Origin of the sequence: Acinetobacter rathckeae (assembly GCF_015627125.1) — a bacterium.
GTDB lineage: Bacteria > Pseudomonadota > Gammaproteobacteria > Pseudomonadales > Moraxellaceae > Acinetobacter > Acinetobacter rathckeae.
Genome location: NZ_VTDO01000009.1, coordinates 51,863 through 70,636, shown reverse-complemented (window position 1 = coordinate 70,636; position 18,774 = coordinate 51,863). Strand labels below are relative to the sequence as shown.

Sequence of the window (18,774 nt, the reverse complement as noted above, 5' to 3'; positions counted from 1 at the left end):
GCTGCAGTTTTGCAGTAGGTAATGATTGATGAGTCTTGCACAAGAATTAGCAACCCAAGTTGCCAAGCGTCGCACCTTTGCGATTATTTCTCACCCCGATGCGGGTAAAACCACCATGACAGAAAAGTTGCTGTTATGGGGTAAAGCCATTCAAGTGGCAGGTATGGTGAAAAGCCGTAAATCTGACCGCTCAGCCACATCTGACTGGATGGAAATGGAAAAAGAGCGTGGTATTTCCATTACCACATCTGTGATGCAGTTTCCTTATAAACAGCACATTATTAACCTACTCGACACCCCCGGCCATGAAGACTTCTCTGAAGATACTTACCGCACACTGACTGCGGTTGACTCTGCATTGATGGTGATTGATGGTGCAAAAGGGGTAGAGGAACGTACCATTAAACTCATGGACGTTTGTCGCATGCGTGATACGCCGATTGTCTCGTTTGTGAATAAAATGGACCGTGAGATTCGAGAGCCACTTGAGCTACTCGATGAAATTGAAAATGTCTTGAAAATTCGTTGTGTTCCAATCACATGGCCATTAGGTATGGGGCGTGATTTTGCAGGCGTGTATCATATTGCTGAAAATAAAACCTACCTTTATAAAGCAGGTTTTGGTTCAACCATTACAGACATAGAGGTCCGTGATGGTTATGACTACCCAGATATTCGTGAAAAAATTGGCGACTTGTCTTTTAAATCATTTGAAGAGTCTTTAGAACTTGTACAAATGGCCGCAGATACACTCGATCATGAGCTATTTTTACAAGGTAAGCAGACCCCTGTACTGTTTGGTACAGCACTGGGTAACTTTGGTGTAGACCATATTCTAGATGCCTTTACCAACTGGGCACCTACGCCGAAAGCTCATCCAACACAAGAAAGATCAGTTGAAGCAACAGAAACAGGTTTTTCAGGCTTTGTATTTAAAATTCAAGCCAATATGGACCCAAAGCACCGTGACCGTATTGCCTTTATGCGTATTTGTTCAGGCAAATATGAAAAAGGTTTAAAAATGAATCATGTACGTTTGGGTAAAGATGTTCGTATTTCTGATGCTTTAACCTTCCTTGCAGGTGAGCGTGAACATTTAGAAGAAGCATGGCCGGGCGATATTATTGGTTTACATAACCACGGTACGATTCAAATTGGTGATACCTTTACCGACAGTGAGTCACTACATTTTACTGGCATACCGCACTTTGCGCCTGAAATGTTCCGCCGTGTACGTTTAAAAGACCCATTAAAGTCAAAGCAGCTCCAAAAAGGCTTAAAAGAGTTGTCTGAAGAGGGTGCAACACAGGTCTTTATGCCACAAATTAACAATGATTTAATTGTGGGTGCAGTAGGTGTGTTGCAGTTTGATGTGGTTGCGTATCGTCTAAAAGAAGAATACAAAGTCGACTGTGTATACGAGCCTGTGAATGTCAATACTGTGCGTTGGATTCATTGTGATGATGAGAAAATGCTCAATGACTTTAAGAAGAAAGCACATGATCAATTGTCTATTGATGGTGGTGGGCATTTAACTTATCTTGCACCAAGCCGTGTGAATTTGCAGATTATGCAAGAGCGTTGGCCTGATGTAGCGTTTAGAAATACCAGAGAACACTAATTCTAGTGCAACAGCCTCTTCAATAGAGGCTGTTTTTATATTGAACTGTCTCTTTTATTTTAACGATGATTGCATGAAATTACATAGATTTGCTTGTATATTGAAAAGATTCTCTTTAATTTTAGAAGCTTATATACAGCCGTATGTATGTGAGAAAAATGATGCTTTGTAATACACATAAAAACAAACAATATGCGATTTTACTTTGCTGTTTACTAACAGCATGTGAGAAACAACCTACGGTTGTAGAAGACAATAGTAAGAAAGAAACTGTGACAGAGACTAAGCCTCATCAAGCTGATTTTGTTGCACAGCTTACCCCTTTAACCCTTCAACAAACCAGTTGTGATAACCACCGTTGTGCAGAATTTTCAGTAGCGCATTTACGTAGTAATCAAAATTTTATTGACCAAACATTAGAGCAAGCGACCCTTGATATTTTAAAACAAAAGTTAGATTTACACTTTGCTGATGAAAGTACATCGAATGATTTGAGTACAACACCGAATCAAGCCAATCATTTAAGTTTTAATGAAAAAATACAGCATTGTGCCGATGCATTCTTTCAGTTAGACCAAGCCTTGAATCGGGTAAATACAAATATGCATGCATCATTTGTGATTCAAATTGAGCAGCAAGCACAAGTTGGTCAGGTCGTCACAATTGTTCTAAAGGCACATGATTTTTTAGGTGGGGCTCATGGGTCGAATAGCCAACATTATTTTGTATTTGACCTTGCAAAGAAACAACAATTGACGTTGAAAAGTATTTTACGACCTAACCAAGATCATGCATTAAAGGTACTTGTACATACACAGTTTAAAGATTGGGTCATTTCAGAAAAACTGGCAGATCGGGTGCAGGACTACGAGCAAGTATGGCCATTTAAACTCAGCCATAATTTTTACTTCAATGACAAGGGTTTAGTTTTACAGTACAACGAGTATGACATTGCACCGTATGCCATGGGTACACCGAGTTTCACCATACCGTATACACAGCTTGAAGGTATTTTACAGCCTCAGTTTTTACCGACTAAAAATAAAGTGCTATGAAAATATTTGATACCCATACACATTTTGATGTTTCTGATTTTGATACAGACCGCCATGTTTTAGCGTGTGATGCGAAGCAGGCGGGTGTTGATGGATTGGTACTCATTGGTATTACACGGCAACGATTTGATGTGTTATGGCAGACCCATCAGTGGTTACTTGAGCACCCGGATATTTTCCCACGGAGTTATTTTGCACCGGGGTTGCATCCATTTTATATAGAAGAACATCACCAAGATGATTTACATACTTTAGAGCATCATTTACAGCAAAATGCTTGTGTGGCGATTGGTGAAATTGGTTTAGATACTTTTTTAAAACAGCATCGTGTGCCTGAGATTTACCAACAACAAAAATACTTTTTCAATGCACAGCTTGAACTGGCGAAACAATACAATAAACCTGTGTTATTGCATATTCGGAAAGCACATGCCGATGTATTGCAAATGATAAAAGCACAGCGTTTTACTCATGGTGGTATTGCACATGCTTTTAGTGGTGGGATAGAAGAAGCGAAGGCTTTTATTAAACTGGGGTTTAAACTGGGCATCACAGGTCAAATCAGTAATCCAAATGCTAAAAAATTACACCGTGTGGTGCAAGAAGTTGGTTTAACGCATTTGGTTATAGAAACAGATTGCCCTGATATGACACCGCTGTGTTGTCAACAATCAGAGACGTCCCATACCCGCAATGTGCCTGCCAATTTGGTGTATGTATGCCAAAGCTTGGCAGATACACTGGGTATGAACATACAGACTGTAGAGCAACAACTTTGGCAAAATAGTATGACGGCTTTACAGCTTTAAATGACAGCAACGAATGATTTTAAACGTGTGTTATTGATTCAAAATCTACAGCATGACGCAGACTGAAAAACTAAAACACGTTACACTATGCCCCCAGCAACCATGAGATCATTGGATAGATATATGATTGATACAGTTCAAGATGATGAGTATGAACGCCGTTTTGCAGGTGTATCTAAAGTGTATACTGAAGCATCTTTTTCACAATATCAGCACAGTCATGTGATGGTCATTGGTATCGGTGGCGTGGGAAGCTGGGCTGTTGAAGCCTTGGCACGTACGGGAGTTGGTCATCTGACATTGGTCGATATGGATGTTTTGGCGGCCTCAAATATTAATCGGCAACTGCCTGCACTGTCGTCAACGTTAGGGTTGGAAAAAATTGAAGTGATGGCACAGCGTTGCCGTGAAATTAACCCTCAAATTCAACTGACTCTGGTTGATGACTATTTGAGTGCAGATAATATCAAAACACTATTGGTAGATGCACCAGATGTGGTGTTAGATTGCATTGATGATGTCAAAGCCAAATTAGCACTGATGCTACATTGTCGTTTTAATAAATTGCCATTGGTGGTGTCTGGCGGGGCAGGCGGTAAGAAAGATCCGCTCAAAATACGTGTGGCAGATTTATCTAAAACAGAGCAAGACCCAATGCTAGCAAAACTACGCAGTCAATTACGTGGTATGGGCATATGTAAAAAGCCCAAAGAAAAATTTGGCATAACTTGTGTATATTCAGCAGATTTACCTGTCACTTCGGCAGACACATGCACCACAGCGGGATTACGCTGTGGTGGGTATGGGTCTGCTGTGGTGGTGACATCTACCTTTGCCATGGTTGCTGTGGCTGAAGTGTTGAAAAAACTAGATGCAAAAGTGGTTTAATGAAGTGTCTTTTGTGCCCGAATGTCTGCTGCTAAAGCCGCGAGGTCTGTGTGGTTTGCCTGTGCTGCATCGTGGGTTGAAATATATCCTGGGTACTGCTCAAAATAATGGTCAATCGATGAATTAATCGCTTGCCATTGTTGCTGGGTTTTTGCTGTGCCATGCATTGGAAATAGCTTTGCGTGCACATGGTCTACGCCGAAGCCTTCAAAGACCATGGCTGTACGTCCAACATCATCAAAAAACTGATCTAGCTGTTTGGCAACCTGTTTGCTAAATTTAACCAAATCAAATAAAACTTGATCTTCAAGGTCAAAGGCATAGCTTGCGTAATGTTGTTTAGGAATCACAACGGTTGTACCCAATGTATTTGGAAATAATGACAAAAATGCAAGAAAATGCTCATTTTCTGCCACAATGTGATGTTGTAATTCTTTATTGACCATTTTACAAAAGATACAAGTCATTTTTTATCTCATTTTTATATGCTATTTTGAGTATAAATAGCATATATTTCAAGATGATGAAATGCGTATCTGTTGAATTTTTTTGGCTTGTTGGTGCCAATGATACCAACCATATAAGGCATTAAATAATGATGCACATGTCATCATTACCATGGCATAGTTGCCTGCATTCATCCAAAGAATGATGCCTAAAATATTAGAAGTGACCCATAAAAACCACTGCTCTGAGTAACGCATGGTCATTAAAATTTGTGCAATAATACAAATCACCACAGTGAAAGAGTCTAGGTGAACTTGCTGTGCGTTTAAGTAGGCTAGAAGTTCGGCGTATACAAAAGAACATACACCTACAACAACAAGCATGATAGCCCAACCATTCACGCTCAGGTTTTTGACTTCAACATCTGTGTCTGCTTGAGTGTTTTTAGCACGGTGCTTTAACCAAAAGTATAGACCAATAAACTGCATTGGAAGATAAAACAAACCACTGAGCATGGCTTCACCAAAAATCTTATTTTGGTAAGAAATATAGGCATATAACGCCGTGGCAATCACACCAAAAAAGAAGTTCTCCATGCGTCCTTTAGCAACAAGAACAACACATAGCATATTAGATAAAGCACAAATCAGATCAATGGCACTTTGTTGCCACCAGAAAAATAAAATGAGCTGTATGATTGTGAAAACAGCCAACCATACTTTTTCGAAGTTTGTCCAACCGTGAAATAGTTTCATGAGGGAAATGTATGATTAAAAATAATCCAAGTATCATGAAATGAATGGTCACAGATTACAAGTACAAATGTTGTTAGAGTGCTTTAAGGTTGCATCTGATCACGTTGCTGTGCCAAATAAAGCTCGGTACGGGCTATGGCTTCTTGCATGTGTTGTACCGCATTTTTGATGTCTTGTAAGCTCTGAGCCTGTCCACCACTGAGTGCTTGACGCCATTTTCTAGCACCTGGTAAATTTTGGAATAAGCCTAAAATATGCCGTGTGATAATTGATAGAGGTGCACCTTCAGCTAAACGTTGTTCGATATAAGGGATCATTTGCTCAATAATGTCAAAGCGGTTGAGTGGGTCAAGTTGCCAAATAGATTGCCCTAACTCTGCAAGTAAATAAGGGTTGTGGTAGGCTTCACGACCAATCATCACGCCATCTACATGTTGTAAGTGTTCTTGTGTTTCTGCAACAGTTTTTATGCCACCATTAATTTCAATGGTTAAATGTGGTCGCTCTTGTTTTAAGCGATAGACATCTTCATAGCGTAATGGTGGGACATCTCTGTTTTCTTTAGGTGATAAACCTTTGAGTAATGCAATACGTGCATGGACAACAAAATAAGTACAGCCAGTCTTTGCCACAGTGTCTACAAAATGAAGCATCTCTTCGTAGGATTGCATGTCATCTATACCAATACGGTGTTTGACATGCACAGGTATATCTACAGCTTGTTGCATACTTGCAATACATTCTGCAACTAGGTCAGGTTCTGCCATGAGGCATGCACCAATTTTATTGTTTTGTACACGGTCGCTCGGACAACCAACATTGAGGTTGATTTCATCGTATCCCCAATCTTGCGCCATTTTACTACAGGTGGCGAGGTCTTTTGGGTTTGAGCCACCGAGCTGTAATACAATGGGGTGTTCTTGTTGATTAAAGTCTAAGTGTCGTTTGGCATCACCAAATAAAATGGCGCCTGTAGTCACCATTTCGGTGTATAAAATAATATTTGGATTAAAAAGACGCGCAAAAAATCGGTAATCCTTGGTGGTCCAATCCATCATCGGGGCAACACTAATGCGTGGTTCTTTGGATAGATGAAGTGTATTTGATGTACTCATAAAAAACATGACCTTTGGCATCTGTGTTGCTAGAGGGGGTATTTAACGCTATTTGATGTTTTTTTTCATCTTTTAAAGTGAGTTTGTCATCATTAAGCACAATTTAAGTTCTATTATGCAGTGAAAAAATTGTCTTGATGAAAATATACTCAGGAAAAAAGGTGCTTGATGCGTGGATAAACTATTTAACAACATTTGGGTTAGTAGTTAGAAACTATTTTATATTTGCTGTGTTGTAGATTATATTTTTATTCTAGATCACGTACTCGGCTGGTCAGTATATGGTCTTGCCATATACCATTAATCATTAAATATCTTTTCGCATAGCCTTCTTTTTCAAAGCCTAATTTTTCTAAAATTTTGGCACTACGTCTGTTGTTTGGTATGTAATTTGCCATCACTCTGTTGAGATGAAGTGTAGTAAATATATAGTCTAAGCCAAATTGGAGGGATTGAGTCATGATACCTCGACCCTGATAGTTTTGATCTAAAGCATAGCCTAAATAACAAGAGCAAAATGCACCATAGATCATCTGATCGAAAGAGATGGTTCCAATGACATGATGTTGATCTTTTAAAACAAAACGAAGGGCTTTTTTATGTTTAACGTCATTTATATATTGGTCGATCTGTTGTTGCCAATATTGATTTTTATAAAATTCGGCAGATCTTAATGGCATGGAATTTTTTAAGTGGGATTTATTTCTTTCGTAGTAGTCAATCATTTCATTGGGTGTAGATTCATGAAAACCCACCATTTGAATATGGCCAATATTGGTTTTAGGGTGAGTCATTTTATATTTGTCCCTTGCCATTTTATTTAAGATAAAAGTACTTAAGCAGAGTATGTTTATTATATGTATATCAAGAATAAAAGTGGCCTTTGTCTTGGCCACTTTTTGCATTTAAGACGTAAAGATTTACTTTAGATCTCTTTGTCTGCTGTTGCCACATAGCTTGCAAACTCAAACTTAATCCCAGATGGGTCGTTGAGGTGTTGCTCGCTAGACACTTTTTTAAAGTGTGACGGTATCTCTGGGTAAAAGGCTTCACCATGTTCTACCATGACATCAACATGGGTGAGCTCTAAACGGTCTGCATGATTGATGGTTTGTTTGAAGATTTCACCACCACCAATAATAAAAATTTGATTTGGTTTTTCACTGTTTTTGACATCTTCTACAGCAAGTTCCAAGGCCTCATCAATGCTATGAGCAACTTTTGCACCTTCATAAGACCAATTGTGGTCACGGGTAATCACCCAATTGACGCGTTTGGGTAAACAGCGCCCCATTGACTCTAGGGTTTTTCGTCCCATCACAACCACACCACCTTGGGTCACTTTTTTAAAGTGTTGTAAGTCAGTTGCAATGTGCCACGGTAAATCATTATTTTTACCAATGCATTGTTGTCGGTCCATCGCCACAACATGCACAATATCTATACCATGAATACTCATACGGCCACCGCCGCTTTAATGGCAGGGTGTGATTGGTAATTTAAAATTTCGATGTCATCAAAACTAAAATCAAAAATATTTTTAATGTCTGGATTCAGTTTAAGTTCGCACAGTGGTAAAGGTGAGCGAGATAGTTGTAACTTCGCTTGTTCAAAATGATTGCTGTAAAGGTGAGTGTCGCCACCTGTCCATACAAAGTCACCAACCTGTAGACCACAGACTTGAGCCACCATATGCGTAAGTAATGCATAACTTGCGATGTTAAATGGTACACCTAAAAAGACGTCAGCACTGCGTTGGTAGAGTTGGCATGATAATTTGCCATCATGTACAAAAAACTGAAATAGGGTATGGCAGGGTGGTAATGCCACTTGTGTTGCTTCGTTCGGATTCCAACCTGAAACAATCAAACGGCGTGAATCTGGATTGTTTTTTATTTCTTCAATTAACCATGCTATTTGGTCAAAACCGTTGTTTTGATATGTGCCATCTGCATTTTTTGTCGCGCCAAAGTTACGCCATTGATGACCATATACAGGCCCAAGCTCACCTTCAGGACGGTTAAATTTCGCCGTTTGTTCTGCGGTCGCCCATTCGTCCCAAATTGATACTTTGTTGTCTTTTAGGTATTTGACATGGGTATCGCCATTTAAAAACCACAGTAATTCAATGGCAATTGAGCGAAAGTGTACTTTTTTAGTGGTGAGCAGTGGAAAACCTTTCGACAAATCAAAGCGCATCTGATGCCCAAAAACAGAGCGTGTTCCTGTCCCTGTACGGTCACTTTTGTCGCCACCTTGGTCAAGAATACGTTGTAATAGGTCATGATATGCTTTCATGGTTGTCCTTTTAGGTTGGTATATGGTTTGAGTGGCATTTTATATGATTTATACGATGAAGACGAGTGTCGATTATCGTTTGGTTTTTTTTGGTACTAAAAACCGATGGCTTAAATTCAGACCCAAAAAAGTAAAGAATAGGGCTTGTACGCTCAAGGGAATATGTTGGGCAGAAATACTTGTATTTAGCAGTGCTAAAACAAAGATAGGAACAAGCCATATGCTGTATTTGGGTAAACGTAATTTACTTTGGTAACGGTAGTAGAGTGCGATGACTAGACCAGCACATATGCTGATAATGACCCAAAGTAGGCTTAATTTGGCATAGTTTTGCAGTTTAATCATTACAATGGCACTGATGACAACGCTGATTAATTGCACTTGTCGAAAGTGTTTAGGGTCATTTAAATAACTCATCATATGGGTGACTTTTTCAGTAAAACATGCGGGGAAAAAACACAAATACTCACCACCATGATGGCAATCCCTTGTACGCCCCAAGTGAGCAAATGGTCAAAAGCTTTAACAAAAATAATCGCACATAAAAAGGCCAAAGGAATCCACGTAAAGACTCTATATAGCCATAAACGTGGATCGTTTTTAACCAAATAGATTTTGCATAAACGGCATATTAAAAATATGACTCCTGCACCAAGAAAAAACAATATGAGTGCAGTTGGCATGGGAGCGTATAGATATAAAGCCACAGCAATGATGATGGCCAATATCAAAATACTGAGTTTTTGAGCGATAGATGTGTGTGGATCAAACCAAAATTCAAGCATATTTTTTCTGATATCAAGTAAGGAGGGGGCAATCGCCCCCTGAATATGATTTAAAGTTTTTGTGTATTACCCCAGTCATAGACCTTTCGTTTATATGCCCATAATATGAGCAGTATGCCAATAATAATCATTGGGAGTGAAAGGATTTGTCCTTTGGTCATCCAGCCAAATAAAATGTAACCTTGGTCTGCATCGGGTTCTCTAAAGAATTCCATAACAAAGCGAGCCACGCCGTAACCTGCTAAAAATAGAGCAGATACGGCCATGCGTGGGCGAGGTTTTGAGCTAAACCACCACAAGATAATAAACAGGAGCAACCCTTCGCAGAGGGCTTGGTAAATTTGTGATGGGTGGCGGACTAAATGCAGAGGATCTGTTGGAAAGATCATACCAAAAGGGTAGTTTGGGTCTGTGACAGCACGACCATATAACTCACCGCCAATAAAATTACCAATACGGCCAAACATGAGTCCTGTAGGTACACATGGGGCAATAAAATCCATGGTCTGAAACCATGTTTTTTGGTATTTTCGACACCATAAAATCATGGCGAGCATGACACCAATAAAGCCACCATGAAAACTCATGCCACCTGTCCAGACTTGGAATAGCCACAGTGGGTGTGCTAAAAATTGGTCAAATTCATAAAATAAGACATAACCGATTCGTCCACCAATCACAACACCTAATGCACCGTAAAAAATGAGGTCAGAGATCATTTCTGCACCCCAACCTGTACGTTGTTTGGCTCTATAGCTTGCTAAACCCCATGCACATAAAAATGCCAGTAGATACATAATGCCGTACCAATGCACTTTGAGTGGACCTAACTCGAGTGCGATTGGGTTAATGTTGGGGTAAATCAGCATAGATTTTCCTTTTTTATAGTCGTCGTTGTGCTGATTTTAGCGGATCAGGCTTAAATATGTTGGTATTTAAGTAAAGATATGTTGATTGTATTGGCTTATTTACGTTTTTTTTGAGGACGTAAAGGGGGGATTATGTGTTTTAAGTTATTCGTTGCACCAGTATGTTTTTTAATGCTGAAATTTTAATTTTAGCTTTAAATACAACATTTAATATGAGCGATAAGTTTTACCGAGATAATAATAACGATGCCTATTATTTTACCAATCCTGTCATTTATATTTGGCTGGTTTATTTCATCTTATGGTTTTTTAAATGTGCTTAGACCCTTGCTGTCTAAATTGTTAGCACGTTGTTTTATCCCCTTTGTTATTGTGTATAACATGCTGTTTTACCAAGCAGGTAGCATGTTTTTGATGCTCTTTAGTGTGCTGTCATCTGTGGTGGTTTATGCAGTGTGCAGTATGGTTTTTAAAGATCGATTGGTTGCATTGTGTGCAAGTTACAACAATATTGGCTGGCTGGGTTTTCCTTTGGCGTTGCTTATTTTTGGGCAGTCGGTGAGTGCTGCAATGATTGCTTTATATGTAGGAAGTTCTATTTTTGGCAATGTTTGGGCGATTCCTGCGGTGAGTAAAGCCAAGCCAAAATGGCAAGAGGTGATAAAAAAAGTTTTGCAAGCACCGCCGATGATTGCGCTATGTGTTGCTGTGATACTGCGACTATTTGCTGTTCAAAATATATTGCATGAGCAGTGGTGGCTACTTGATCTATATGCTTTTGCCAAATTTGCAATGGTCTTTGCTGGCATGGCTGTTTTGGGTATGTGGCTCAGTCAAACCAAAGTGAGTATGAATGATCTAAAATATAGTTGCCGTATGATGTGGGTGAAATTGGCAATCGGTGCAGTGCTGTGTACAGCGTTATATTTCATGACATCAAATCGCTTTGTGCATGAGCATATTGCACTACTTTACTTTTTATTTTGTTTACCGCCTGCTGCCAATATTGTGGCATTAGAAACGCACTATAGTGGTACAGGAAAGTCGGCACAGTATATTGCCGCAGGTACAATTGTGAGTGTCTGTACCATTGCGCTGTTTGCTTTACTTTATTTTTAAAAAAAGCATAAAAGGATAATCCGACATCTTCTCCTTTTTTATCCATTTTGTTCTGACAGCCTTGTATAAACCTTTGTTTTAAATCATCTCGCATTTGGTTTTCTCATCTATTCTTTTTAGGTTGTGCTGCAGATGCAGACACAACCTAAATGTAGTTTATGCAGTTGTTAAACTTGCAACAAAAGCCTGCATGGCTTGGCCTCTGTGGCTGATTTTATTCTTTTCTGATTTTTCAAGTTCAGCGCTGCTTTTGCCAAGCTCGGGTAGCCAAAATAAAGGGTCATAGCCAAAACCATGCTCGCCACGGGCTTCGGGGAGTATTTCACCTTGCCAAGTGCCTTGAAAGATTTTTGGTAAAGGATCTTCAGCATGTTCTACAAATGCCAATACACAGACAAACATACCTATAATGGGTAAGTTGTTTGAGCGTAAGGGTTCTAATGCTTGAATGAGTTTCTGGTTATTGGCGGCATCATTACCGTGTTCACCTGCATAACGAGCCGAGTAAATACCGGGTGCACCTGCAAGTGCAGGTACGCATAAACCAGAGTCATCAGCAATGGCGGGTTTACCTGAGTGTTTCGCTGCATGACGTGCTTTTAAAATAGCATTTTCAATAAAGCTTAAACCATCTTCAACGGCGTCTTCAATATTCAGCTGCCCCTGAGGAATCATTTGAATGGGTAAGTGAAGCTGCTCAAAAATTTGGCTAAATTCGGCAATTTTTCCTTTATTATTACTTGCAAGTACAATTTCAGGGTGCGGGGTGAGCCAAGTGTGTTGAGTCATAGTGATGCTTTGATGAAAGGAAGATATTCAGATTATGCACAAAGCCAGACTAAAAAACAAAAAAAGCAACACAAAAGTGCTGCTTCGAGTGAGCGTAGTAAAACAATTTATTGAGCTTGAATCCAACGATCTGCACGGTCTACTGCTTGACGGATTTGATCTGGTGTTAAGTTGGCAGCCAAAGCTGTTTTTTTGCTTTCTGACATATTAATGACTTTATTGTCTAACATGCCATCACGGGTAGAAAGCTCATACCATTGGTATGCACCAATGTAGTCTTTTTGATGTTCTTCCATCAGTGCAAGGTTGAAGCTTGCACGGTTGTCGCCGTGGCTTGCAGCTTTTTCTAGGTAGCTACGAGCCAAAACCATATTTTTATTTGTGCCTGTACCATCAGCCAACATACGACCTACATTCAGCTGGGCTGCAGGAATACCTTGGTCAGCGGCTTTTTTATACCAAGCAAAAGCTTGGCTCATGTCTTTTGAGGTATCTTTTCCTGCTTGATAGTGCATTGCGACATAAAACTGAGCAGCTGCTTGACCTGCATTGGCTTCTTGTAATAATTGACTAAAGCCCATGGTCGAATAACGTGCTGCTTGTGATGATGCAGAAGGTTGTTGTGGATTTGTTGAGATTAAATCTGCATGTGACAGTACAGATAAACCAAGCAACAAGGTGCTCATAAACAGTTTTTTCATATGGCGCTCACTCTATATATCGCCACTTCGCCAAATAGATTAGGAAGACGTTTGCCTAAAAAGCTATCTTCTTGATTTCCATTGACGGAGAGTCGGTTAATAATCCGAATATTGTTGTCAGCACACAGTGCTTCAAAATCTCGGAAAGTACATAAATGAATATTAGGGGTGTTGTACCACATGTATGGTAATGCTTTGGACACAGGCATTTTGCCTTTGAATGCTAAAAAGGCGCGTGTTTTCCAATAGGCAAAGTTAGGGAAGGTAATAATGGCTTGTTTACCAACTCGAACCATGTCTTTTAACAATACATCTGGTGCATCTACAGACTGCAAAGCTTGTGCCATAACTACATAATCAAAAGATTGATCTGCAAAACGGTGTAAGCCAATGTTTAAGTCTTGTTGTATAATATTTAACCCTCGACTGATGGCAATTGCAATCTTTTCTTGATCAATTTCCATGCCATATGCACTGATGTTATATTTTTTGCTCAAATGTGCGAGGAGTTCGCCATCGCCACAGCCCAAATCGAGCACTTTGTCGCTTGGGTTAATCCATTTTTCAGAAAGTTGTTGGTCTAATCGCATGAAGTTTACCCCTGTTGCACTGTGGTTTCGTTAAGCAGTGCTTCGCCACCTAAAAATGCCCGTAATGTGTTGACATATAAAGGGATTGGAAATAAGAATGAGTCATGCCCTTGTTTGGCATTAATGTCTAAATAGCTCACAGGTTTATTGTTGCTAATGAGGGCGTTGACAATCTCTTCCGAACGTTCAGGACTAAAACGCCAGTCTGTGGTAAATGACACCACTAAAAAACGACACTTGGTGTTTTTCATGGCTTCGGTGAGTGATGAGTCAAACTCACGTGATGGGTCAAAGTAGTCAAGTGCTTTGGTCATAATCAGGTAAGTATTGGCATCAAAGTTTTGGCTAAAACGTTCACCTTGGTAACGCAAATAGCTTTCAACTTGGAACTCAACATCAAAACCGTACATAAATTTGCCCGATTTTAGGTCACGGCCAAACTTTTGTTTCATGGCTTCTTCAGATAGATAGGTAATATGCCCAACCATACGTGCCAAAATGAGGCCACGGCGAGGGTAGCTGTCATTGGCAAGGTAGTAGCCATCATGAAAATCTGGGTCAGATAAAATAGACTGTCTTGCAACTTCGTTAAATGCAATATTTTGTGCTGACAGTTTAGGTGCACTGGCAATAATGACACAGCGTTCTAAACGGTCTGGGTAGTCTACAGACCATTGTAAAGCTTGCATGCCACCAAGTGATCCGCCTACAATCGCATACCATTTTTTAATGCCCATTTGGTCTGAAAGCATAGCATGGGTACGTACCCAATCACGTACTGTGACTAAGGGAAAGTCAGGCCCATAAGGCATGTTATTATTGTCTGGGTTGGGTGAAATTGGCCCTGTTGAACCATGGCAGCCACCAATATTATTCAGTGCGACCACAAAAAAATGATTGGTATCTATGGCTTTGCCTGGCCCGATGCATGCATCCCACCAACCTGGTTTTTTTTCATCTTCACTGTGATAGCCTGCCGCATGATGGTGGCCTGACAGTGCATGACACAGTAAGATCGCATTAGAGTGGTCTGCATTCAATGTGCCATAAGTTTCTACCATTAGTTCAAAACGTGGCAACACACGACCACATTCAAGTTTGAGTGGTTCTTCAAAAGTATATTTTTTAGGGGTCACTAAACCCACTGAATCAGATGCAAAAGACACGATGTAAGTCGCCTTGTTTTGAAATGGATATTTTCAACTGCTTAGCTGTTTGTAGGCACAATATCAGTGATTTGAAGTACGCCTTGATCAATTAACCGGTTGGTACATGCAATAATCGCTTCGATAGGAGAAGTGATGGTGTTGCTATGAATACCTGCGGCAAAAGTACTTTTACCTGTGTCTTTGACTTGAATTTCAAGCAATGCTAAAGATTGTGCACTTGCGCCTGTGCCAATACTGCGTTCTTCGTAGTGCAACACATCGATTGGAAGTTGTAATGCATCAATCACCGCAGAAATCGGGCCATTACCACGGCCTTGAAGTCGTTGCGTTTTTTGGTTGATTTCAATATCTAGATCAATGACTTGGTCATTGTCTTGGGTAGACAGTTCATATTTTTTCACGCTGTAATACTTGTCTTTAATATTAACATACGTGGCTTGGAAGAGTTTCCAAATCTCTGCTGCAGAAATCTCAGCAGAAGTGGTGTCTGTATGTGCTTGCACAATTTGACTAAATTCAATTTGTACGCGGCGTGGTAGCGTTACGTTGTAGTTAGACTCAAGTAAGTATGCAATACCGCCTTTACCAGATTGGCTGTTGACGCGAATCACAGCATCGTAGTCACGGCCCAAGTCTTTGGGGTCAATAGGTAAGTATGGCATGTCCCAAATGGCTTCATTTTTTTGGAAGTCAAAGCCTTTTTTAATGGCATCTTGGTGAGAGCCTGAAAATGCGGTAAAGACCAAGTCACCTGCATATGGGTGGCGTGGGTGTACGGGTAAGCCTGTGCACTCTTCAACGGTTGCAATGATTTCATTAATGTTGGAGAAATCAAGTTCAGGTGAAACACCTTGGGTGTACATGTTGAGGGCAATGGCTGCAATATCGACGTTACCTGTACGCTCACCATTACCAAATACACAGCCTTCTACACGGTCTGCACCTGCCATAATGGCAAGCTCAGAGGCTGCTATACCACAGCCACGGTCATTATGACAATGTACAGAAATGAGTACACCATCACGGCGAGCAAGGTTGCGGTGCATCCACTCAATTTGGTCTGCATAGACATTAGGGGTAGAAACTTCAACCGTCGCAGGTAGGTTTAAAATAACTTTATTGTCAGGTGATGCGTCCCAAACTGCTGTAACGGCATCGCAGACATCTTTAGCAACATGAAGTTCGGTTGCAGAAAAACACTCTGGGCTATATTGAAATACCCATTCGGTTTCTGGTTGTTTTGCTGCATATTCTTTAACTTTCGTCGCTGCGTTTACAGCAAGTTGTTTTGAGCCTTCAGCATCGGTATTCAGCACTTTTTTACGAAAAGTCGGTGAATTTGAATTATAAATATGCACAATGGCACGCTTAGCACCTGCCAAAGATTCAAATGTACGTGTAATGAGGTGGTCACGTGCTTGTACTAAGACTTCAATGTATACATCGTCTGGAATGAGGTTTTCTTCAATGAGTTGACGGGTAAAGTCAAAGTCAGTTTGAGATGCCGATGGAAAACCAATTTCAATGTGTTTAAAGCCAATTTTAACCAACATTAAAAACATTTTGAGTTTTTGTTCTAGGGTCATTGGCTCAAAAATGGCTTGGTTACCGTCACGCAGGTCTGTACTCATCCACAGTGGGGCTTTGGTAATTTCGTTATTTGGCCACTCACGGTTGGGTAAGTCGACACGCTCGTACATGCGACGGTATTTTTTGCTCGGATCAGCCAACATGAATCAATCACTCCTAGATATAGCCGTGCGTTATGGATTGAAATCGCAACGACTATTTTATTTAAATTTTTTGTTTGCAACATAAGTATACAGCACCGTCTAGCGTGATGTAGACGACTTATGCATATTGGGAGTAAGTTTTTAGGGTGGATAACGCTTAAGTTAATTGATCTGCATGGCTTTTGTCAATGGCTTTGTACCTCTATATGTGCCATTGAAATGTCACTTATACGTGCTGTGCCTGCCAATGCCATGGTAATTTCAAATTCTTCTTTCAGCGTGCGTATCACATGGGCCACACCTAAAGCACCTGCGGTTGCAAGCCCATAAATATAAGGTCTGCCAATCAGTACTGCATGTGCCCCTAAAGCAATGGCTTTAAAGACATCTGTACCACGGCGTATGCCACCATCGATTAACAATGGATAGTCATGTGGTACAACCGCTTTAATCCGCTCTAGTGCGGTGAGTGGTGAAATACATGTGTCTAAAACACGGCCACCGTGGTTGGAAATAATTAAGCCTTTAACGCCGTGTTCCATGGCAAGTTTTGCATCATCGGGGTGAGAGACACCTTTTAATACAATGGGGAGTGCGGTTTGCTGTGCTAACCAAGCAATGTCTTGCCACGTTGGGGCAAGTTGCATCAGACCATCAAATACGGGGTGTTGTTCAGGCGAGAGATTTTCTGCCATGAGAAAGGTTTTAGTGTGTGGATGTGGCATGTCAGGCGGTAGTTGAAAGTTGGCCTTTCGTTCGGTATCTCGTATGCCTTTATGGGGAGAGTCTACGGTAATAACAATGGCTTTATAGTGATGCTGTTCAGACAGTTTAACCAATTGGAGGGATTTTTCATGCCCACCTTGCCAATACAGTTGAAACCATTTAAATGGATTGTCTGCGTTTAAGGCACGTAGGTCTGTGGTGGTAAATGTACTTAAAATAAGATTGCTTTGGAGTACTTCTGCGGCTAAAGCGGTTGCAAGCTCTGCATCGGGGTGGAATAAGGCTTGATGACCAATCGGTGCTAAAAAAATAGGGTGGGGGTAGCTTTGGCCAAACATTTCAAACTGGGTATTGCCACCTGATAGGTCTTTGAGTACACGAGGGCGTATGTGTATTTTGTCAAATTGTTGTTGGTTGTCTTTGAGGCTCACTTCATGCATGGCACCACTTTCTAGGTAGGCCCAGTGGCTGTCTGGCATGTGCTTTTGGGCTTGTTGTTGGTAGTCAGCCAATGTGAGTAGGTGGGGTGGGATGGTATTAAATGGTTGTTGTATTGTCATATGTGTTTACCAAATGAAGGCTAAATTAAGCCTACATGTCACTCCATTGTCTGAGTAAGTTGTGATAAATGCCTGTGAGTTGTACAACGTCTTCGTGGTTACTACCCAGTTGTTGGGTGAGTGATTGTATAGATTGGTCAAGTTCAAATAACATGCGTCTTTGAATGTCCGATGAAACAAAACTTTGAATCCAAAAAAATGATGATACTCTTGCCCCACGAGTGACAGGGGTAACTTCATGTAAACTGGTTGATGGGTAAAGAATGGCATCACCTGCATTGAGCTTGACAGATTGTGTGCCATAGGTGTCTTCAATAATCAGTTCACCGCCATCGTATTCATCTGGATTGGTAAAAAACAGTGTGCATGATACGTCTGTACGCATGTAGTTTTTGAGTATAGGGTGGGGGCGAATGGCATTGTCTACATGTGTGCCAAAGTGTCCGCCATTTTGGTAGCAGTTAAACATGGGCGGTAGAATGGTTTTTGGAAGTGATGCACTAAATGCAGTGGGGTTACTTTGCAGTGCTTGAGTAATGATCTGACCAATGTGTAGAGCTTCTTCGCAGTCTATGGGGAGTTGTAAGTTGTTTTTTATCTGAGCAGATTGATGGCCTGCGGTTTGTTTGCCGTCAACCCAAGGGGCTGTTTCTAAAAGGGTGCGGCATTCATTGACTTGATCGAGTGTAAGTAGGTTAGGAACTTGTATAAGCATTATGGTTTCCTAAATGAGAATAAAAAGCGT

General features: G+C 40.6%; 21 protein-coding genes. 5 read left to right on the top strand and 16 right to left on the bottom strand.

Translation table 11 applies throughout. The features are described 5' to 3' along the window. Positions 1-28 precede the first annotated feature (28 nt). The 4 genes from I2F31_RS11875 (at position 29) to I2F31_RS11860 (ending at position 4,373) form a co-directional block, all read left to right on the top strand. Positions 29-1,621, top strand: coding sequence for a peptide chain release factor 3 (locus tag I2F31_RS11875; protein WP_195773933.1), 1,593 nt, complete (start codon positions 29-31; stop codon positions 1,619-1,621). A gap of 158 nt (positions 1,622-1,779) precedes the next feature. After that, a complete protein-coding gene (locus I2F31_RS11870; RefSeq protein WP_195769814.1) occupies positions 1,780-2,676 on the top strand; it encodes an RsiV family protein in 897 nt (298 codons plus the stop codon). Beyond that, positions 2,673-3,485, top strand: a complete 813-nt coding sequence (locus I2F31_RS11865) for a TatD family hydrolase (RefSeq protein ID WP_195769815.1) — start codon at positions 2,673-2,675, stop codon at positions 3,483-3,485. The genes I2F31_RS11870 and I2F31_RS11865 overlap by 4 nt, the downstream gene beginning before the upstream one ends. A gap of 123 nt (positions 3,486-3,608) precedes the next feature. After that, positions 3,609-4,373 (top strand): tRNA threonylcarbamoyladenosine dehydratase, encoded by a 765-nt coding sequence (locus I2F31_RS11860; protein ID WP_213014883.1) that lies wholly within the window; start codon positions 3,609-3,611, stop codon positions 4,371-4,373. Here I2F31_RS11860 and I2F31_RS11855 read toward each other — a convergent pair. The 9 genes from I2F31_RS11855 to lgt form a co-directional block, all read right to left on the bottom strand. Continuing rightward, positions 4,370-4,840 (bottom strand): HIT family protein, encoded by a 471-nt coding sequence (locus tag I2F31_RS11855; protein WP_195769816.1) that lies wholly within the window; start codon positions 4,838-4,840, stop codon positions 4,370-4,372. The two genes, I2F31_RS11860 and I2F31_RS11855, sit on opposite strands and share 4 nt — an antisense overlap. Positions 4,841-4,888: 48 nt before the next feature. Then, positions 4,889-5,575: a nicotinamide riboside transporter PnuC gene (gene pnuC, locus I2F31_RS11850; protein WP_195769817.1), complete on the bottom strand. Its 687-nt coding sequence runs from the start codon at positions 5,573-5,575 to the stop codon at positions 4,889-4,891. 83 nt (positions 5,576-5,658) lie between these two features. After that, complete coding sequence (gene dusA, locus I2F31_RS11845) at positions 5,659-6,690, bottom strand: tRNA dihydrouridine(20/20a) synthase DusA (RefSeq protein WP_195769818.1); 1,032 nt, start codon at positions 6,688-6,690, stop codon at positions 5,659-5,661. A gap of 248 nt (positions 6,691-6,938) precedes the next feature. Next, entirely contained in the window at positions 6,939-7,484 is a 546-nt protein-coding gene (locus tag I2F31_RS11840) for a GNAT family N-acetyltransferase (protein ID WP_195769819.1), read from the bottom strand. 131 nt (positions 7,485-7,615) lie between these two features. Continuing rightward, positions 7,616-8,149: a dihydrofolate reductase gene (locus I2F31_RS11835; protein WP_195769820.1), complete on the bottom strand. Its 534-nt coding sequence runs from the start codon at positions 8,147-8,149 to the stop codon at positions 7,616-7,618. Continuing rightward, positions 8,146-8,988 carry a thymidylate synthase gene (gene thyA / locus I2F31_RS11830; RefSeq protein WP_195769821.1) on the bottom strand — a complete coding sequence of 281 codons (843 nt, stop codon included), beginning with the start codon at positions 8,986-8,988 and terminating at the stop codon, positions 8,146-8,148. Before thyA ends, I2F31_RS11835 begins: the two co-directional genes overlap by 4 nt. 72 nt (positions 8,989-9,060) lie before the next feature. Further along, positions 9,061-9,408: a hypothetical protein gene (locus tag I2F31_RS11825; RefSeq protein ID WP_195769822.1), complete on the bottom strand. Its 348-nt coding sequence runs from the start codon at positions 9,406-9,408 to the stop codon at positions 9,061-9,063. Continuing rightward, positions 9,405-9,773 carry a hypothetical protein gene (locus I2F31_RS11820; RefSeq protein WP_195769823.1) on the bottom strand — a complete coding sequence of 123 codons (369 nt, stop codon included), beginning with the start codon at positions 9,771-9,773 and terminating at the stop codon, positions 9,405-9,407. The genes I2F31_RS11825 and I2F31_RS11820 overlap by 4 nt, the downstream gene beginning before the upstream one ends. A gap of 50 nt (positions 9,774-9,823) precedes the next feature. After that, positions 9,824-10,642, bottom strand: coding sequence for a prolipoprotein diacylglyceryl transferase (lgt, locus tag I2F31_RS11815; protein ID WP_195769824.1), 819 nt, complete (start codon positions 10,640-10,642; stop codon positions 9,824-9,826). Between the two features lie 246 nt (positions 10,643-10,888). Between lgt and I2F31_RS11810 the strand changes: the two genes are divergently transcribed. Next, positions 10,889-11,761, top strand: a complete 873-nt coding sequence (locus tag I2F31_RS11810; protein WP_195773932.1) for an AEC family transporter — start codon at positions 10,889-10,891, stop codon at positions 11,759-11,761. Between the two features lie 156 nt (positions 11,762-11,917). Here I2F31_RS11810 and rdgB read toward each other — a convergent pair whose 3' ends face one another. From rdgB to I2F31_RS11775, 7 genes are all read right to left on the bottom strand, one after another. After that, positions 11,918-12,550, bottom strand: coding sequence for an RdgB/HAM1 family non-canonical purine NTP pyrophosphatase (gene rdgB, locus I2F31_RS11805; protein ID WP_195769826.1), 633 nt, complete (start codon positions 12,548-12,550; stop codon positions 11,918-11,920). A gap of 107 nt (positions 12,551-12,657) precedes the next feature. After that, the gene (locus I2F31_RS11800) at positions 12,658-13,251 is read right to left on the bottom strand and encodes a tetratricopeptide repeat protein (protein WP_195769827.1); all 594 of its coding nucleotides are present in this window, start codon (positions 13,249-13,251) and stop codon (positions 12,658-12,660) included. Then, on the bottom strand, positions 13,248-13,841 hold the full coding sequence (gene metW / locus I2F31_RS11795) for a methionine biosynthesis protein MetW (protein WP_195769828.1): 594 nt from the start codon (positions 13,839-13,841) through the stop codon (positions 13,248-13,250). The genes I2F31_RS11800 and metW overlap by 4 nt, the downstream gene beginning before the upstream one ends. A 5-nt stretch (positions 13,842-13,846) precedes the next feature. Then, the gene (gene metX, locus I2F31_RS11790) at positions 13,847-15,007 is read right to left on the bottom strand and encodes a homoserine O-succinyltransferase MetX (RefSeq protein ID WP_195769829.1); all 1,161 of its coding nucleotides are present in this window, start codon (positions 15,005-15,007) and stop codon (positions 13,847-13,849) included. Positions 15,008-15,048: 41 nt separating this feature from the next. Continuing rightward, positions 15,049-16,743 carry a 2-isopropylmalate synthase gene (gene leuA, locus I2F31_RS11785; RefSeq protein ID WP_195769830.1) on the bottom strand — a complete coding sequence of 565 codons (1,695 nt, stop codon included), beginning with the start codon at positions 16,741-16,743 and terminating at the stop codon, positions 15,049-15,051. Between the two features lie 185 nt (positions 16,744-16,928). Beyond that, positions 16,929-18,029 (bottom strand): alpha-hydroxy acid oxidase, encoded by a 1,101-nt coding sequence (locus tag I2F31_RS11780; protein WP_195773931.1) that lies wholly within the window; start codon positions 18,027-18,029, stop codon positions 16,929-16,931. A gap of 31 nt (positions 18,030-18,060) precedes the next feature. Then, the gene (locus tag I2F31_RS11775; RefSeq protein ID WP_195769832.1) at positions 18,061-18,744 is read right to left on the bottom strand and encodes a Fe2+-dependent dioxygenase; all 684 of its coding nucleotides are present in this window, start codon (positions 18,742-18,744) and stop codon (positions 18,061-18,063) included. Positions 18,745-18,774 lie beyond the last annotated feature (30 nt).

Coding starts and splice junctions, on each gene's coding strand:
- I2F31_RS11875 (WP_195773933.1), top strand. CDS start 29: ATGAGTCTTGCACAAGAATTAGCAACCCAAGTTGCCAAGCGTCGCACC.
- I2F31_RS11870 (WP_195769814.1), top strand. CDS start 1,780: ATGATGCTTTGTAATACACATAAAAACAAACAATATGCGATTTTACTT.
- I2F31_RS11865 (WP_195769815.1), top strand. CDS start 2,673: ATGAAAATATTTGATACCCATACACATTTTGATGTTTCTGATTTTGAT.
- I2F31_RS11860 (WP_213014883.1), top strand. CDS start 3,609: ATGATTGATACAGTTCAAGATGATGAGTATGAACGCCGTTTTGCAGGT.
- I2F31_RS11855 (WP_195769816.1), bottom strand. CDS start 4,840: ATGACTTGTATCTTTTGTAAAATGGTCAATAAAGAATTACAACATCAC.
- pnuC (WP_195769817.1), bottom strand. CDS start 5,575: ATGAAACTATTTCACGGTTGGACAAACTTCGAAAAAGTATGGTTGGCT.
- dusA (WP_195769818.1), bottom strand. CDS start 6,690: ATGAGTACATCAAATACACTTCATCTATCCAAAGAACCACGCATTAGT.
- I2F31_RS11840 (WP_195769819.1), bottom strand. CDS start 7,484: ATGACTCACCCTAAAACCAATATTGGCCATATTCAAATGGTGGGTTTT.
- I2F31_RS11835 (WP_195769820.1), bottom strand. CDS start 8,149: ATGAGTATTCATGGTATAGATATTGTGCATGTTGTGGCGATGGACCGA.
- thyA (WP_195769821.1), bottom strand. CDS start 8,988: ATGAAAGCATATCATGACCTATTACAACGTATTCTTGACCAAGGTGGC.
- I2F31_RS11825 (WP_195769822.1), bottom strand. CDS start 9,408: ATGATGAGTTATTTAAATGACCCTAAACACTTTCGACAAGTGCAATTA.
- I2F31_RS11820 (WP_195769823.1), bottom strand. CDS start 9,773: ATGCTTGAATTTTGGTTTGATCCACACACATCTATCGCTCAAAAACTC.
- lgt (WP_195769824.1), bottom strand. CDS start 10,642: ATGCTGATTTACCCCAACATTAACCCAATCGCACTCGAGTTAGGTCCA.
- I2F31_RS11810 (WP_195773932.1), top strand. CDS start 10,889: ATGCCTATTATTTTACCAATCCTGTCATTTATATTTGGCTGGTTTATT.
- rdgB (WP_195769826.1), bottom strand. CDS start 12,550: ATGACTCAACACACTTGGCTCACCCCGCACCCTGAAATTGTACTTGCA.
- I2F31_RS11800 (WP_195769827.1), bottom strand. CDS start 13,251: ATGAAAAAACTGTTTATGAGCACCTTGTTGCTTGGTTTATCTGTACTG.
- metW (WP_195769828.1), bottom strand. CDS start 13,841: ATGCGATTAGACCAACAACTTTCTGAAAAATGGATTAACCCAAGCGAC.
- leuA (WP_195769830.1), bottom strand. CDS start 16,743: ATGTTGGCTGATCCGAGCAAAAAATACCGTCGCATGTACGAGCGTGTC.
- I2F31_RS11780 (WP_195773931.1), bottom strand. CDS start 18,029: ATGACAATACAACAACCATTTAATACCATCCCACCCCACCTACTCACA.
- I2F31_RS11775 (WP_195769832.1), bottom strand. CDS start 18,744: ATGCTTATACAAGTTCCTAACCTACTTACACTCGATCAAGTCAATGAA.